We start from the raw sequence: 16,430 nt of genomic DNA, 5'->3' as shown, positions 1-16,430 counted from the left end.
TTTTCCGGAGGACAGTGTGATCCAACAGACCAAGACCACCGCGATGTACGTGAACGCCTCGGTGTACTCACCGGTGGATCCGTTCGCCACGGCCATCCTGGTGGACGGGCCCACGGTCGCGTGGTTGGGTTCGGACGGCGCGGCACAGGCCATGGCCAGCGAACAGACCACCGTGGTCGATGTACAGGCGCAGTGATCACCCCCGCGTTCGTCGCGCATCAGCGGATCACGGATTCAGGGCAGCAGATCGTTTCTCCGGCGCAGGGCTATGGCGCAGTGGAGCTGCTCGCCGACAACGCACAGACCTTGAACGACGCCGCGACCCGCGCCTCCGAGTCGGGTCTCGTACCCTTGCCCATCCTCGTCCATCCGGTGACAGAGGCTTCGGACATTCCGTCCGTCGAGGCACCCCGACCGTGCCTCGGGATTGAGGTCGACCCCGCTCAGGACCATGCCGCCCAGGTGGAAGCCATCACCGCCCACCTCGTAGCCTGCTCCGAGGCTCGCTACCAGGCAGTGGTCGTGTGCGAGGACCGCGTAGTCGATACCGACGAGACCGGGGAGGGTACGCCGTCGTCAACCATCGACGCGATTCTCGAGGCGGCCCAGCGTGCGACTGACACGCTGGGAGAGCGTGCGTTCAGGTCGCGCGGGCACCGACTCGTGGGCGTGGGCGAACTCAGCGACGAGCAGAGTGAATCGCTCGCCCGCCACGCCCTGTCCGTGAGTTCGCGTCCAGGTGCGGCGCCTTTGACCGCACTGGCACGATCGGGTGTCCCCGTGACACTTATAACCGATGCCGATAACCCGTGGCAGGCCGTCAAGGACGCCCTCGAGGCGGAGGAGCCGAGCCACCGAACCTCGGCCCGCGCCGCGTTCCTGGCGCTGACCCGTGGCGTGTGGCGGGCCCAGCGTGACGCTCAGCCACTGGCCGGCCAACTCGCTCCCGGAGCAGAAGCCAGCTTGGCCATGTGGGATGCGGAGTCACTCATGGTGCAGCAGGCGCAGGGTACGGGGGCGTCGTGGAGCACGGACCCTCGTGCCCGCACACCAGCGCTTCCCGCACTCGACGACCCGCGGTTACCCGTGTGCGAACGCACCGTGGTGAACGGAAACGTGATCTTCGAGTGATTGACAATTGGCTATCTTGGTGCTGACCAGAATTGCCAGTTAGACTAAATTCTTACTGCCGGGTGGGTTCATCCGTCCTTAGAAAACAGAGCTGCGGAGAGATCCGCGCCTGGTCCGAAGGCGGGTGGGCCTGCCCTGTGGTGTGTTCGGGGCGTTTTTCCCCGTCCCCAGTGGCTTGAAAGGACGCCCGGTGCGAGTTCTCACCATTATTCCCACCTATAACGAACGCGAATCGCTGCCCACGGTGGTGAACCGGTTGCGGGCGGCCGTTCCCGACGCGCACGTCCTGATCACGGACGACAACAGCCCGGACGGCACCGGTCAGATGGCCGATGACATGGCCGCGGCTGATGACCACATCCATGTGCTCCACCGTGCCAAGAAGGAAGGCCTGGGCCCGGCGTACATCGCTGGCTTCCATTGGGGCCTCGACAACGGCTACGACGTGCTCGTGGAAATGGACGCGGACTGCTCCCACCAGCCCGAGCAGCTGCCCCTGCTCCTGGACGCCATTGAGAACGGCGCGGACCTGGCCATCGGCTCCCGTTACGTGCCGGGTGGCCGCACCGAGAACTGGCCGCTGGATCGTCAGTTGATCTCCCGCGGCGGCAACCTCTATTCGCGCGTGCTGCTGGGCACCAGCATTCACGACATCACCGGTGGATACCGCGCGTACAAACGTGCCACCCTCGAAGCTATTGACCTGGATTCCGTGCGCTCGCGCGGCTACTGCTTCCAGATCGACCTCGCGTGGCGCACCGAGCGCCTGGGCCTGAAGATCACCGAGGTTCCCATCACCTTCGTGGAACGCGAAGAAGGCGTCTCCAAGATGAGCAAGAACGTCACCGTGGAAGCCGCGACCAACGTGGCCAAATGGGGCCTGACCGCTCGCGCCCAGACCCTCGCTGCCAAGCTGGGCCTGCGGAAGTAACGCGACCGGGGCGCGTCCCCGGACGACCTTAAACGCCGACGCCGCGTACCAAACTTGGTACGCGGCGTCGGCGTTGGTTCGTGGTCACTCTCCGGTGACGCGCCGTGCGGGTGGCCGGCCGGGGAGAGGCGAGGATCAGATCGCGTGGCGCTCCTTGTAGAAGTCCAGGCGCTGCTGGAGGATTTCCTCGAGTTCCTCGGCGCTGCGACGCTCCATGAGCATGTCCCAGTGCGTGCGCACGTGCTTCTCGTTAGGATTCTCCGGCTTCTCGCCGTTGACCAGGATGGCCTCGTGACCGGTCTTGGTGGTCCACACCGGGGGAATCTCGGCCTCCGCCGCGAACATCACGCTCACCGACTCACCATCTTTGGTGCGGTATTCCACGCGCTGGCGCGGTGCCGGCTCTACTCCGGCCTCGGTTTCCATGGACTGGGAACCCAAGCGCATTCCACGTAGGCTGCGATCGCTCACTGGACGGTCCTTCCTGAAGTCTTACTGGTACAAAGGGCGTGATCCCGGATCCCGAACGTGCCGCTCGGGACCCAGAGATCCGCATCAACCGGGTACAACCACGAACTAGCGCGATTCATTCCCGGCACTGCTCGAACCGTGCTCGCCGGCTGCCGGATCGGCAAAGGGGCCTCCGGCATTTCGAAATCATTGGGGTCGGTCAGCGTCAAGTCCGGCTCGAGATCCTTCTCGGTGACCTTGACGGTTTCCGATTCCACGATGGGCTCGGAGTAACCGGTGGTTGCGGGTTCCTCTTCCTGATCGTCCCATGAGGAGTCGTGAGGGCCTTCGCCACCGCCACCCGGGGTCGCGAGGAAGTTGCCGACACCGCGCAGCGCGGTGCTGAGCTCGGCAGGAATCATCCACACCTTGTTGGCAGAACCCTCCGCCACCTTGGGCAGGGTCTGGATGTACTGGTAAGCCAGCAGCTTCTGCGTGGGCTTGGCGCGGTGAATCGAATCGAACACCTTGGCAATGGCCTGGGCTTCACCGTCTGCACGGAGGATGGCTGCCTTGGCGTCACCTTCAGCGGAGAGCACAGCGGCCTGCCGTTCACCTTCTGCGGTCAGAATCTGGGACTGCTTTTCACCCTCGGCCGTGAGGATGGTCGCACGACGATCACGCTCGGCGCGCATCTGCTTCTCCATGGAGTCCTGGATGGACGGCGGGGGAGTGATCTCCTTGATGTCCACGCGGGAAATACGGATGCCCCAGCGGCCGGTGGTGGAGTCCAGCACACCGCGCAGCTCGGCGTTGATCTTGTCACGCGAGGTCAGGGTTTCTTCGAGGTTCAGGCCACCGACCACGTTACGCAGGGTGGCACTGGTGAGCTCGTCCACAGCCTGGATGTAGTTGGTGATCTCGTAGGTCGCCGCACGGGGGTCGGTGACCTGGAAGTACACCACGGTGTCAATGCCGACCACCAGGTTGTCCTCGGTGATCACGGACTGCGCGGGGAACGGCACCACTTGCTCACGCAGATCGATGAGGGGCAGCAGACGATCGATGAACGGGATGAGGAAGTGCAGGCCGGGGTTCAGAGTGGATTGATACTTGCCGAGTCGTTCCACGATGCCGGCGCGGGACTGCGGAATGATCCGAACTGCTTTGATCAAGGCGATTGCCGCAGCCAGCACCACCACTACGAGCAGTACTGTGATGACGATTTCCATGGGGTCCTCTCACATGGGTGGAGCGAGGCCGGTCGGCCCCACTGAGGTTCTAGTACCCGGGTTGGGAAGCGGGGGAGTCGGAGAAATCCGTGGTGGCGGGGGCGGTGCCTGAAACGACCGCCGTGGCGCCGTCGATCCGGTAGACGTAGGCCTTGGTGCCAACCTCGAGCGTGTCGTGTTCGGCAGATCGCGCCGTCCAGATATCGCCCTCGAGACGGACCAAGCCGGTGTTTTCACTGACGGGTTCCAAAACGGTGCAGGACAGGCCTACCAGTCGTTCGGCATTGGAACGCGTGCTGGGGGTGGATTTGTTAATGCGGTTGAGAGCAACCGGACGCAAAAGGAAGATGAGAAGTACTGCAACCACCGCAAATGTGACTACTTGTAAGGGGATGTTGTGGGTGAAGAAACTCACCACCCCGGCGCACAGTGCGGCAATGGACATCATGAGAAACAAGAAGTCGAGGGTGAGCATCTCGATCCCGGCCAAAATCAACATGATGATCAGCCAGAGGATCCAGGGATTATTGACCAGTGCGTCCCACACGTGAGGCTCCATACTTGGTTGAAGTGTCGGAAGTGGCCGCCTCCGCAGGATGCGCAGCCCGCCACCTGTCGGCTCCCTTCCCATTGTGCCTTACCCCACGTGCCCAGCTCGGGAATGACCAATTCCGGGCCGGGCGGGGTACCGGAGCACGGGGTGGTACTCATGGGTCACTAATCGAAAAATCGAGCCGAGGGAAGTACCCCGAAGCCATTTCACCCGAGAGAGAAAACCTATTGTCAGTCAACTGAAGATCAGTAAGCTGGGCGGCAAGCTAGATCACAATGCCATCGTGCAGAGTGATGGCTCGCAGGGCACAAACCGTGCTTTGACGAACGCAATAAACTTGAAGGAGTTCTTGCGATGACCACTTTCGATGTGAATGCGATTCTCTCCAGCACTGCCTACGATGCTGACGGCGACAAGGTCGGCAAGGTTGAGCAGGTGTTCCTCGACGACAACTCGGGTGAGCCCACGTTCCTGACCGTTAACACCGGCCTGTTCGGCGCCAAGGAGAGCTTCGTTCCGGTGAAGGATGCTCGCCAGGACGGCGATCGCGTTGTGCTGCCTTACCAGAAGGACGTCATCAAGGACGCTCCGAAGGTTGATGCAGACCAGCACCTCTCCCCGCAGGAAGAGGAAGAGCTCTACCGCTACTACGAGCTGAACTACGACAACGGTCGTGGTGCAGATCGTGACCGCGACCTCACCGACCGCGATCGTGACCGCGACCTGAACGATCGCGACCGTAACGCCGCTGCCGGCACCGCTGGCACCGCCGGTGTTGCAGGCGCAGCTGCAGGCCGTGACGGCGACCGCGACCTCACCGATCGTGATCGCGACCGCGACTTGAACGATCGCGACCGCGGCCTGGTTGACCAGGATCGCCGCGACGTCGCTGACCGCGACCGCGACCTCACCGACCGCGACGACGCTTCCGTGGTTCGCCACGAGGAGCAGCTCAACGTTGGCACCCAGGAGCGCGAGACCGGCCGTGCACGTCTGCGCAAGTACGTGGTCACCGACCACGAGACCGTTGACGTCCCGGTGGAGCGCGAAGAGGTTTCCGTCGAGCGCACCCCGATCCGCGACGGCCAGGGCCGCCCCGGTACCGGCACCATCGGTGAAGAAGAGGTCGAGGTTTCCCTCCACGAAGAGCGCCCCGTGGTCGAGAAGGAAGCCGTGGCTGTCGAAGAGGTTGGCCTGAACAAGGAAACCGTTCGCGACACCCAGCGCGTCGAAGCTGACGTTCGCAAGGAACAGGTCGACGTCGAGACCGACACCGACCGTAACCTTGACGGCCGTGACCGCGACCTGACCGATCGTGACCGCGATCTGGATGGCCGTGACGGTCGCGACGGCCTGGGCGACAACGCTCCCCGTCGCTGAAACTGATCCGCAACGCTGAGGCGTTGAATCGGTAATAGCTGCACCCCGGGCCTCACGGCTCGGGGTGCAGTTGATTCTGCGCGGGTTTGCGGCCCGTCAACTGTCTCCGCCCCGGTCGTGGGCGGTAGCATCATCTGCGTCCCCGTTACACCGAAAGGTCCGCGGGTCCCGCGCGTCCCCGGTATGGTCGCGCGTCACACGAACATTTCAAGGAGTTACTCATGTCTGATGCCGCTCAATTACAGCTGACCGTGGACGGCGCCCCGCGCACCGAGACGCAAGGAACCACGGCGCTGATCTGTACGCGGATCAGCGTGAGGTGGTGGTGGCCCACATCAACGGTGAGCTCAAGGATTTGAGCACCGAACTGGCTGACGGTGACACGGTGGAACGCGTGCTGGTGAGCGACCCCGAGGGCCTGGAAGTCCTGCGGCACTCCACCGCGCACGTTATGGCCCAGGCTGTTCAGCAGTTGTGGCCGGACGCCAAGCTGGGTATCGGTCCGTACATCACGGACGGTTTCTACTTCGACTTCGACGTGGATGATCCGTTCACGCCGGAAGATCTGAAGAAGATCGAGAAGTCGATGCTCAAGATCGTGAACAAGTCGCAGCTGTTCCAGCGCCGCGCCGTTGATGAAGCTGAGGCTCGCAAGGAAATGGCGGACGAACCTTACAAGCTCGAACTGATCGACCTGGCCAACGGCCCCGGTTCGGGTTCCATGGAGGAATCCGCGGAGGGCGCCTCGGTGGAAGTGGGCGCCGGCGAGATCACCATTTACGACAACGTGGATCGGCAGAGCCAGGAGATCGTGTGGCGCGATCTGTGCCGCGGCCCTCACGTGCCCAATACCAAGTTGATCGGTAACGGCTTTGCGCTGATGCGTTCGGCGGCCGCGTATTGGCGCGGTAACGAGAAGAACAAGCAGCTGCAGCGCATTTACGGCACGGCCTGGCCGTCCAAGGACGAGCTCAAGGCGTACAAGGAACGACTGGCGGAGGCCGAGCGTCGTGATCACCGCAAGCTCGGTTCCGAACTGGATCTGTTCTCGTTCCCCGACGAGCTCGGTTCCGGCCTGCCCGTGTTCCACCCCAAGGGCGGGATCATCCGCAAGGAGATGGAGGACTACTCGCGCCAGCGTCACACGGAAGCCGGCTACGAGTTCGTCTACTCCCCGCACATCACCAAGGGCCACCTCTACGAGGTCTCCGGTCACTTGGACTGGTACCGGGACGGCATGTTCCCTCCCATGCACGTGGACGAAGAGCGCAATCCGGAAACCGGTGAGCTGACCAAGCCGGGCCAGGATTACTACCTCAAGCCCATGAACTGCCCGATGCACAACTTGATCTTCCGCTCGCGCGGCCGCTCCTACCGTGAGCTGCCCCTGCGGTTGTTCGAGTTCGGCGCGGTCTACCGCTACGAGAAGTCCGGCGTGATCCACGGTCTGACGCGCGTGCGCGGTATGACCCAGGACGACGCCCACATCTACTGCACGCGCGAGCAGATGAAGGATGAGCTGACGGCCACCCTGAACTTCGTCCTTTCGTTGCTCAAGGACTACGGCCTGGACGATTTCTACCTGGAACTGTCCACCAAGGACCCGGAGAAGTTCGTCGGTTCGGACGAGATCTGGGACGAGGCCACCCGCACACTGCAGGAAGTCGCCGAGGATTCCGGTCTTCAGCTGGTGCCGGATCCCGGGGGAGCGGCCTTCTACGGCCCCAAGATCTCCGTGCAGGCCAAGGACGCGATCGGGCGTACGTGGCAGATGTCCACCATCCAGTTGGACTTCAACCTGCCCGAGCGTTTCGACCTGGAATACCAGGCAGCGGACGGCACGCGTCAGCGCCCCGTGATGATCCACCGCGCCCTGTTCGGTTCGGTGGAACGCTTCATGGGCGTGCTGACCGAGCACTACGCGGGTGCTTTCCCGGCGTGGCTGGCCCCCGTTCAGGTGCGCGCCATCCCGGTGGCCGAGGCCTTCAACGATTACCTGGACGAGTTCGCGGCCAAGCTGCGGGCCCAGGGCATCCGGGTCGAGGTGGACACGTCCTCGGATCGGTTCCCCAAGAAGATCCGCACGGCTTCCAAGGACAAGATCCCGTTCGTGGTCATTGCCGGCGGCGACGACGCCGATGCGGGTGCCGTGTCGTTCCGCTACCGCGACGGTTCGCAGTACAACGCGGTCCCCGTGGATGATGCCGTTGAGATGATCGTGCGGCACGTGCGCGACCGCGTGAACGAGGATCCCTCGGCGCCGTCGGACGGTGACGTCACGGACTCCGCTGCGGAGCAGTCGTGACGGACGAAACGTCGCAGAACGACAGCCAACACTGGGTCTCTCAGGACGAGTTCGAGATCCCGGGCGTCCCGGACAGCTTCCAACGGCTGTGGACACCCCACAGGCTCGCCTATGTGCGCGGTGAGGACCCCTCGATCAACGAGGATCCGGGCTGCCCGTTCTGCACGGGACCGGACCGTACGGACGAAGAAGCCCTGATTGTGCACCGTGGTGAACACTGCTTCGTGGTGCTCAACCTGTTCCCCTACAACCCCGGCCATTTGCTCGTCTGCCCGTACCGTCACGTTGCGGACATCACCGAGCTCACCGACGAGGAATTGTGGGAGCTGAACGTGCTGACACGTACTGCGGTCGCCACGATCCGCGAGGTGGCACAGCCGGCCGCGTCAACGTGGGGTTGAACCTCGGTTCCGCCGCGGGCGGTTCGCTGTCCGCTCACCTGCACCAGCACGTGGTGCCGCGGTGGGGCGGTGACGCCAACTTCATGCCGGTGATCGCCAACACCAAGCCACTGATCCAGACCCTGGGCGCCAATCGCGACGACATCGCCGCGGCCTGGCCCCGTTCCTGATTCTCACCGCACGCGGGCCCCGAAAGTCGGCGTCCGCGTGCGGTACCCCTGTCACTAGGATGGAATCCATGTCTCGACACTCGTACGTCTACTCGGCCAGGGAGTTCGGTGGGCTTCGAGCCTGCGCGGCGGCGGATCCGCTTTCCCCGGCCTGGTCATGGAAAAGCTGCACCCCCGCTTCGTGTCGGAAGAACTCGCCAAACTGCCCCACGGCGTGGTGGTGATCAGCGGCACCAACGGTAAGACCACGACCACCAAGATGGCCGTGCAGCTCTTGCGTTCACAGGGACTGCGCGTGTTCACGAACCGCACGGGATCGAATTTCGTGCGTGGCGTGGCGGCGTCGTTGCTCGCCGAGATGAATGCCTTCGGCCGTCTCGACGCGGACGTCGCGGTGCTGGAACTCGACGAGGCGCACGCCGTGCACTTCGTCAAGCAGGTCAAGCCGCGCTATGCGCTGCTGCTCAACGTGATGCGCGATCAGCTGGACCGGTTCGGCGAGATCGACACCACGCGCCGGATGCTCAGCCAGGTTGCCAAGCGACCACGGGCACGGTCGTGCTCAATCGCGAAGACCCGCGCATCGCCAGCCTCGCGGACGACGTCGCCGCTGACGCCACCATTGAATGGTTCGGTCTCTCCGACGCGCTGCGCCCCATGTTCCCGTCCGATGACGACATGCGCGATGTGCTGCGCCAGACGGAGGACGTCGAGTTGGATTCGGAACAGCCTTCCGTGGCGCGGCCGCAAGCGGACGTGGTGCTCACCGCCGTCAAGGCCAACAGTGTCGACCTTTACGTGCACGGCGAGCAGCACTCCGCCACGATCGACCTGTACGGCGTGTACAACCAGTACAACGCCGCCGCGGCATTGGCACTGAGCCTGCAGGTGCTCGGCGAGACCGCGGATGTCGCCTCGCTGGTCGATGAGCTGTCGCGCGTGACGCCGGCCTTCGGGCGCGGTGAGACCGTGACCGTGGAGGGTAAGCCGCTGCAGCTGTTGCTCGTGAAGAACCCGGCCGGTTTCCGCTTGTCGTTGGCCTCGGCGTCTGCCGATGACTACGCGACGATGGTTGCCATCAATGACGCGTATGCGGACGGCCGCGATGTGTCGTGGCTGTGGGATGTGGATTTCGACAGTCTGCGTGCCGGTGGCGTGGACATCGTCTCCGGTGTGCGGGCGTGGGACATGGCCCTGCGCTTGGACTACGACCTGGTGGAGGTCGGATCGGTCGAACCCGATCTGGAAACGGCGCTCAAAAAGTTCATCGCGGGTGCGGGGGACCGACCCATGCGGATCTTCTGCACGTACACCGCCATGTTGTCGCTGCGCAAGATCCTGGGCGGCATGACCCACGTGGACGCGATCTAAGGAGCCGATCATGAATCAGGAAAAATTGGGTTCCCTGGACATCGTCCAGCTGTATCCGCGGGACATGAACATTTACGGGGACTGGGGCAACACCCTGACCCTCAAGCGCCGCGCCGAACGCTACGGCTATGAGGTGCGCGTGCACGACTACAACCCCGGCGATCCCTGGCCTGACTACGCCGACCTCTTCGTAGGTGGCGGCGGCCAGGACTCGGGGCAGTTCCGAGTGGCCGAGGACCTCGCTCGGGTGGCGCCCAAGCTGCACGAGGCTGCCGAGGCGGGTACCCCCATGCTTGTGATCTGTGGTCTGTACCAGCTGTTCGGCAAAGAATTTCGGACGGGCGGGGGAGAGACCCTGCCCGGGATCGAGATGTTCGACCTGCAGACGGTCGGCGGCCCGGAACGGTTGATCGGCAACATCGTGACCGAGTCGCCGGAATTCGGCACCATCATCGGATACGAGAACCACTCCGGACTGACCACCCTGGGGCCGGACCAAGCGCCATTGGCCACCGTGGTCAGCGGAGCCGGCAACAACGGGGAGGACGGCACGGAGGGCGCCGGACTCACAATGTCCTGGGTAGTTACCTGCACGGTTCCCTGTTGCCCAAGAACCCGGCGCTGGCCGACTTCCTGTTGCGGACCGCGGTGGAGACACGCGGCGATCAGTTCGCCGTGACACCCCTGGACGACACCTACGCGGAGCAAGCGCGCGCCGTCGCCCAGACCAGACCCCGCTAGCGAACCGGGGCCCGGCCCGAAGGGCCCCGTCGAATCGCTAAAATAATTGACAAATCGTTGACCCGGCGCGGCTGCGCTGGGCGCACACAACTTCTAGGAGGAACTCGATGTCAGGTCACTCCAAATGGGCCACGACCAAGCACAAGAAGGCCGCGATCGACGCCAAGCGCGCCAAGGCTTTCGCCAAGTACATCAAGGCATTGAGGTGGCCGCCCGCATGGGTGCGCGGACACCGCCGGTAACCCCGCACTGGACCTGGCCGTGTCCAAGGCCAAGAAGAACTCCGTGCCCAATGACAACATCGACCGCGCGATCAAGCGCGGTGCCGGTCTGACCGGCGAGACCATCGACTACTCGGAGATCCTGTACGAAGCCCGCGGTCCCCAGGGCACCGCGCTGTACATCGAGTGCTTGACCGACAACAAGAACCGCGCGGCCTCCGAGGTCCGCGTGGCCGTGACCCGTCACGGCGGCACCATGGCGGATTCCGGTTCCGTGGCCTACCTTTTCGAACGCAAGGGCGTGGCCGAGGTGACCAAGACCGACGGACTCACCGAGGACGACGTCCTCATGGCCGTGCTCGATGCCGGCGCGGACGAGGTCATCGAGGAATCCGAGGTCTTCGAAGTGGTCAGCGAGGCCACCGACTTGCCCGAGATCCGTAAGGCTCTCGAGGAAGCCGGTCTGGACTACAACAATGACGATCCCCAGTTCCGCCCCACCATGAAGGTGGACCTGGACGCCGAGGGCGCCAAGAAGTTCCTCAAGCTCGCGGATGCGATTGAAGAGCTCGATGACGTGCAGAACGTGTACTCGAACGCGAACATCTCCGAGTCCGTGATCGCGGAGCTCGAAGACGAGGACTGAGCACTCCGTGTCACTTAGCTCGACCACCGGATCGGCCCCGGGACAGCGCATTTTGGCGGTGGACCCGGGGCTGACCCGTTGCGGCTTCGCGGTGGTGGACATGGCGGCCAACCGCACGGGGACGTTCGTGCACGTGCAGGTCAGCGGCACCAAGGCGCACGAAGCCCTCGAAAACCGTGTGCTGGCGATCATGGAAACCGCCGAGGCGCTCATGGACAAATTCTCACCGGACGTGGTGGCGGTGGAGCGCGTATTCGCCCAGAACAACGCCCCCACCGTGGTGGGAACCGCCCAGGCCACCGGCGTGGTCATAGCGGCCGCCGCCCGACGGAAGATCCCGGTCGCGTGGCACACACCGTCCGAGGTCAAGGCGGCCGTAACCGGCGACGCGCCGCGGACAAGGAATCGGTCAACCGCATGGTGGTTCGCATCTTGCGGTTGGAGGCACCGCCTCGGCCCGCCGACGCCGCCGACGCCCTTGCGCTGGCCGTGTGCCACGGCTGGCGCGGAGGCATGGCCGGTATGAACGCGGCGGCCAAGACGTCCACCCACTCCGGCTCGCAGCTTCATCCGTCCGAGCTTCCGGGCTCACTGCGGCCCAACAGGCGTGGAAACAGGCGGAAGCTGCATCGCGGCAGCCGAGGGCCCCCAGGGCGGCTCGTTCTCCCCGCCGGTGATGACGCAGCGGGCGCAATGTGCGTGTCCGTGGGAGTTGTTAGAGTGATGCCGTGCTGCAGTTCGTATACATGTTCGAATCAATAGCGGGAACACCCCGCGTGACGGGAGCCGCCCAGTGATTGCTTCGGTGACCGGTGAGGTGCGCTTCGTGGGCGCCACGCAGGCGGTAGTCGAGGTCTCGGGCTTCGGCATCGAGGTCCAGGCCAGCCCGCACACCCTGGCGGGGCTGCGCACGGGTGCACCGTGCACCTGCACACCGCCTACATCGCCCGCAAGGACGAGGCCCCGCTTTTGTTCGGTTTCGCCGGTGCGGACGAGAAGGAAGTCTTCACCGTGATGCTCGGGGTGTCCGGCGTGGGTCCGCGCACCGCCCTGGCCGCGGTTTCCGTGCTCGGCCCGGACGAGACCCGACGCGCCATCGCGACCGGTGACGACAAGGCCTTCACCGCGGTCCCGGGGATCGGGCCCAAGTCCGCCCGCAGGATCGTGCTGGAACTGGCCGACAAACTCGTGCTCCCGGAACCCAAGGAGAGCCCGGCCGCTCAGCCGCAGATGCAGGTGTGGCGCGAACAGGTCATGGACGCTCTCGTGGGCCTGGGGTGGAGCGAGAAGGACGCCACCCGGGGCATCGACGACGCCTGGAGACCCAGCCCGAACTGGCAGACTCGGGCAACGTGCCGGAGATTCTGCGCGCGGTGCTGTCCTGGTTGGGAACGGCCAAGGGCACGAGCCACGCGCGTAGCCGAGGACGGTCCTGATGGCCTACGAAGAACGCGGTTCCGTGCAAGGTGAGCAACGATTGGTCGGCGCCGAGGGCGATCTGGACGATCAGCAGCTCGAGGCAAGTCTGCGTCCGGGCACCCTGGATGATTTCGTGGGGCAGAAACGCGTGCGCGCCCAACTCTCACTCGTGTTGGAAGCCTCCAAGTTGCGTGGCCGCACGGCGGATCACGTGTTGCTGTCCGGACCTCCGGGACTGGGCAAGACCACGCTGGCCATGATCATCGCCCAGGAACTGGACGTTCCCCTGCGGATCTCATCGGGTCCGGCGATTCAACACGCCGGAGACCTCGCGGCCATCCTGTCTTCGCTGACTCACGGTGAAGTGCTCTTCCTGGACGAGATCCACCGCATGTCCCGGCCGGCTGAGGAAATGCTCTACATGGCCATGGAGGACTTCCGCGTGGACATCGTGGTCGGCAAGGGCGCCGGTGCCACGTCCATTCCGCTGGACCTTCCGCCCTTCACCCTGGTGGGTGCCACCACGCGTGCGGGCCTGTTGCCCGGTCCGCTGCGTGATCGCTTCGGCTTCACCGGCCACTTGGAGTTCTACTCGGTTCCCGAACTCGAACTCGTCCTGCGCCGATCGGCAGGTCTGCTTGATCTGAACATGACCTCCGAGGGCTTCTACGAGGTGGCCTCTCGTTCCCGCGGCACCCCGCGCATCGCCAACCGTCTGCTGCGGCGTGTGCGGGACTGGGCCCTGGTGCACGGTGTGGATCGCATCGATGCCCGTACGGCAGGTGCCGCGCTGGACATGTACGAGGTGGACGTCCGAGGACTGGACCGCCTGGACCGCAACGTTCTTTCGGCCCTGGTCACCAAGTTCAATGGGGGACCGGTCGGACTCTCCACGTTGGCCATCGCGGTCGGAGAGGAAACCGAGACGGTCGAAACCGTGGCCGAACCGTTCCTCGTTCGAGAGGGACTCCTGGGTCGTACTCCGCGCGGGCGCATCGCCATGGCCGCGGCGTGGGAACACCTGGGACTCAATGTGCCCGATCACGCTGCCTTCAAGGATCCTGCCCTGCGGACGGCCCTGGCCACGGAACCGCCGGAGGAAGATCAGCCCACGGCCTTCTGAGGCTTGCCCATCTGTGGCGATGCGCGTTGTGTGCTGCGTGTCCGAGGTGAGTGCGAGTTGAGTATGTCACGGTTCAGCGGGCGGCCAGGTCAATCACCTACACTTGAGCGGATCCCTGTGGTGCCTCGATTGTCCACCCATGACCTCGCGGGTTACCTCAGACGTCAACATTGTCTACAGAACGGAACTCCGTGATTCTCTCCGCCCAACTTCTTGCACAGGCCCAGCAGTCAGGAGGCGGCGGAACCGCATGGTTCTTGCCCGTCATGCTCGTGGTCATGGTGCTGCTGCTGTGGCTGCCCATGCGCCGCCAGAAGAAGGCTCAGGCCCAGATCAAGGCCAAGCAGCGACCATGGAACCCGGTACCCGCGTGATGACCAGTTTCGGCCTCTACGGCACGGTCCTCTCCATCGACCGTGATGAGAATAAGGCTGTGCTGGAGGTGTCCCCGGGTACTTCCGTGACCGTGCACACCCAGACCGTCACCACCATCCTCGATGATCCCGCCACGGAGAACGCCGCCATCGCACAGGACGGCCTGGCCGACGGCGAGGGTTCCACCGCCGCGGGTGGCGCACGCGAATCCTTTGGGGACCGCGAGCACGACCTGCCCGGTGACAACGTCCCCGGTGATACCGCAACCGGCAACACCACCCCGGGCCAGGACGTCCCGGGTGATGATGTACCGCGCGGAACGTGGCGCGACAACCGCCGCGATAACGACACCAACTGAAGAAGTGCGTGAGACACGGGCCGAGAGCATCGGCCCGTTTCTCATGACCGGACCCGGTGCGGCTGGGGCGCAGGCCGCACGCACCGTGCGTTGTTGAAGGACAGACATGGCATCAGATAAAGACACCTCGGGCCGTTCGGGTACCGACGAGTCGAAGAAATCCAGCTCGAAGGCCGCATCCCGCGCGTCTCGCTCTGTGCGCTCGGGATCCCAAGCGCCGTGAGCACGGCCAAACGCGGACTCGTGGCCCTGGCGGTGCTGACCATCGCCCTTGCGGGCATCCTGATCTACGGTGTCACCACCGATCGGACCGGTTGGGATCCCAAGCTGGCCCTGGACCTCGAGGGTGGCACACAGATGGTGCTGTCCCCGGAGCTGCAAGAAGCTCAGGACGGTCAGGAGATCACCCAGGAGCAGCTGGACCAGGCCGTGGAGATCATCCGCCAGCGTGTTGACGGCACGGGTGTCTCCGAGGCCGAGATCAGCACCCAGTCGGGTTCGAACATTGTGGTGTCCATGCCCGGTGTTCCCTCCGCCGAGACTCGCGACCTGATTCAGACCTCCGCGCAGATGGCGTTCCGCCCCGTGATCACCACGGCGGAAGGTGCGCCCACCCCGGAGGATCAGCGCACCCCCATCGAGACATTCCGGAACCGGATGCCGAACCCACGGATTCCTCGGACCCCAACTGGGTGACCCCCGAACTCGTCAAGGAGTTCGAAGCCCTGGACTGCTCCGCGCAGCGCCCCCAGGACGAACGCAAGGCACAGGATCCCGAGAAGGCCGTGGTGGCCTGCGACCCGGCGAACAACGCCAAGTACATCCTGGGCCCCCTCGAAATTCCCGGCACGGACATCGACGATGCCTCCTACGGCACCGCGACCAACCAGCAGGGCATGTCCACGGGCCAGTACGCCGTGAACCTGCAGTTCAACTCCGAGGGAACCCAGACCTTCAAGGAACTCTCCGAGCGCCTGTACCAGATCGGTCAGTCCCAGCAGGCGACCCCCGCTCCCAGTTCGCGATCCTCCTGGACGGCACGGTGATCTCCGCGCCCTCCATGAACGCCGTGATCAACGACGGCAGTGCTCAGATCACCGGTTCCTTCACGGAAGAGGACGCACGGTTCCTGTCCGAGCAGCTCAAGTATGGTGCCCTTCCGGTGAGCTTCAGCATCGAGTCGGAACAGCAGATTTCCGCGACTCTCGGTAACAACCAGCTGCGCATGGGCATCATCGCCGGCCTGGTGGGTCTGGCACTGGTGTGCGTCTACTCGATGTTCCAGTACCGCTGGCTGGGCCTGGTCACGATCTCGTCACTGTTGGTGGCGGGCCTGATCACGTACTTCGCCATCACCTTGCTGGGTTGGAGTGCCAACTACCGCCTGTCGCTGGCGGGTGTGGCCGGTCTGATCGTGGCCATCGGCCAGACCGCCGACTCGTTCATCGTGTACTTCGAGCGCATCAGGGACGAGATCCGCGCGGGCAGAAGCATCCCGCAGCGGTGGATCACGGCTGGAAACGAGCACGGCAAACAGTGCTCGCAGCCAAGGCCGTGAACTTGCTCGCGGCAGTCGTGCTGTACTTCGTGGCCGTGGGCAACGTGCGAGGGTTCGCGTTCACC

Annotated in this window: 12 protein-coding genes and 7 pseudogenes; 16 read left to right on the top strand and 3 right to left on the bottom strand. The window is 64.3% G+C overall.

Annotated features, from left to right (window positions below):
• Nucleotides 1-16 precede the first annotated feature (16 nt).
• The 3 genes from YO9_RS16750 to YO9_RS0104175 all read left to right on the top strand — a co-directional run bounded on the left by YO9_RS16750 (nt 17) and on the right by YO9_RS0104175 (nt 2,062).
• Nucleotides 17-196 (top strand): hypothetical protein, encoded by a 180-nt coding sequence (locus YO9_RS16750; RefSeq protein WP_223286083.1) that lies wholly within the window; start codon nt 17-19, stop codon nt 194-196.
• Nucleotides 193-1,131: an amidohydrolase family protein gene (locus YO9_RS0104180; protein WP_223286082.1), complete on the top strand. Its 939-nt coding sequence runs from the start codon at nt 193-195 to the stop codon at nt 1,129-1,131. The genes YO9_RS16750 and YO9_RS0104180 overlap by 4 nt, the downstream gene beginning before the upstream one ends.
• A 190-nt stretch (nt 1,132-1,321) precedes the next feature.
• Entirely contained in the window at nt 1,322-2,062 is a 741-nt protein-coding gene (locus tag YO9_RS0104175; protein ID WP_016996379.1) for a polyprenol monophosphomannose synthase, read from the top strand.
• 135 nt (nt 2,063-2,197) lie between these two features.
• On the opposite strand, the gene YO9_RS0104170 is transcribed toward YO9_RS0104175, so the two are convergent.
• Genes YO9_RS0104170 through YO9_RS0104160 form a run of 3 tightly spaced genes read right to left on the bottom strand, consistent with a single transcriptional unit; the run spans nt 2,198 to nt 4,291 of the window.
• Complete coding sequence (locus YO9_RS0104170; RefSeq protein ID WP_031272653.1) at nt 2,198-2,533, bottom strand: RNA polymerase-binding protein RbpA; 336 nt, start codon at nt 2,531-2,533, stop codon at nt 2,198-2,200.
• Nucleotides 2,530-3,744 carry an SPFH domain-containing protein gene (locus YO9_RS0104165; RefSeq protein WP_016996377.1) on the bottom strand — a complete coding sequence of 405 codons (1,215 nt, stop codon included), beginning with the start codon at nt 3,742-3,744 and terminating at the stop codon, nt 2,530-2,532. The genes YO9_RS0104170 and YO9_RS0104165 overlap by 4 nt, the downstream gene beginning before the upstream one ends.
• Before the next feature lie 49 nt (nt 3,745-3,793).
• A complete protein-coding gene (locus YO9_RS0104160; protein WP_016996376.1) occupies nt 3,794-4,291 on the bottom strand; it encodes an NfeD family protein in 498 nt (165 codons plus the stop codon).
• Nucleotides 4,292-4,651: 360 nt separating this feature from the next.
• On the opposite strand from YO9_RS0104160, the gene YO9_RS0104155 reads away from it, so the two are divergent.
• From YO9_RS0104155 to secD, 13 genes and pseudogenes are all read left to right on the top strand, one after another.
• Entirely contained in the window at nt 4,652-5,677 is a 1,026-nt protein-coding gene (locus YO9_RS0104155; RefSeq protein ID WP_016996375.1) for a DUF2382 domain-containing protein, read from the top strand.
• Nucleotides 5,678-5,898: 221 nt separating this feature from the next.
• Nucleotides 5,899-7,982: pseudogene (gene thrS, locus YO9_RS0104150) on the top strand (threonine--tRNA ligase).
• Nucleotides 7,979-8,553: pseudogene (locus YO9_RS0104145) on the top strand (HIT family protein). Before thrS ends, YO9_RS0104145 begins: the two co-directional pseudogenes overlap by 4 nt.
• Nucleotides 8,554-8,710: 157 nt before the next feature.
• Nucleotides 8,711-9,924: pseudogene (locus YO9_RS0104140) on the top strand (DUF1727 domain-containing protein).
• Nucleotides 9,925-9,934: 10 nt separating this feature from the next.
• Nucleotides 9,935-10,665: pseudogene (locus tag YO9_RS0104135) on the top strand (type 1 glutamine amidotransferase).
• 107 nt (nt 10,666-10,772) lie between these two features.
• Nucleotides 10,773-11,532 (top strand): annotated as a pseudogene (locus YO9_RS0104130) (YebC/PmpR family DNA-binding transcriptional regulator).
• Nucleotides 11,533-11,632: 100 nt separating this feature from the next.
• A pseudogene (locus YO9_RS0104125) lies at nt 11,633-12,209 on the top strand (crossover junction endodeoxyribonuclease RuvC).
• A 116-nt stretch (nt 12,210-12,325) separates the two neighbouring features.
• The gene (locus YO9_RS20560; protein WP_317259744.1) at nt 12,326-12,547 is read left to right on the top strand and encodes an OB-fold domain-containing protein; all 222 of its coding nucleotides are present in this window, start codon (nt 12,326-12,328) and stop codon (nt 12,545-12,547) included.
• The gene (gene ruvA / locus YO9_RS0104120; protein ID WP_317259743.1) at nt 12,454-13,002 is read left to right on the top strand and encodes a Holliday junction branch migration protein RuvA; all 549 of its coding nucleotides are present in this window, start codon (nt 12,454-12,456) and stop codon (nt 13,000-13,002) included. The genes YO9_RS20560 and ruvA overlap by 94 nt, the downstream gene beginning before the upstream one ends.
• Nucleotides 12,968-14,074 carry a Holliday junction branch migration DNA helicase RuvB gene (gene ruvB, locus YO9_RS0104115; RefSeq protein WP_016996369.1) on the top strand — a complete coding sequence of 369 codons (1,107 nt, stop codon included), beginning with the start codon at nt 12,968-12,970 and terminating at the stop codon, nt 14,072-14,074. The genes ruvA and ruvB overlap by 35 nt, the downstream gene beginning before the upstream one ends.
• A 191-nt stretch (nt 14,075-14,265) precedes the next feature.
• Nucleotides 14,266-14,448 (top strand): hypothetical protein, encoded by a 183-nt coding sequence (locus tag YO9_RS16745; protein WP_016996368.1) that lies wholly within the window; start codon nt 14,266-14,268, stop codon nt 14,446-14,448.
• Nucleotides 14,427-14,807 (top strand): preprotein translocase subunit YajC, encoded by a 381-nt coding sequence (locus tag YO9_RS16740; RefSeq protein ID WP_223286081.1) that lies wholly within the window; start codon nt 14,427-14,429, stop codon nt 14,805-14,807. Before YO9_RS16745 ends, YO9_RS16740 begins: the two co-directional genes overlap by 22 nt.
• A 207-nt stretch (nt 14,808-15,014) precedes the next feature.
• Nucleotides 15,015-16,430: pseudogene (gene secD, locus YO9_RS0104105) on the top strand (protein translocase subunit SecD); the annotation flags it as partial.

It is taken from the genome of Kocuria atrinae C3-8, assembly GCF_000286355.1.
Classification (GTDB): domain Bacteria; phylum Actinomycetota; class Actinomycetes; order Actinomycetales; family Micrococcaceae; genus Kocuria; species Kocuria atrinae_A.
This window is presented reverse-complemented; position numbering and strand designations above follow the sequence as displayed.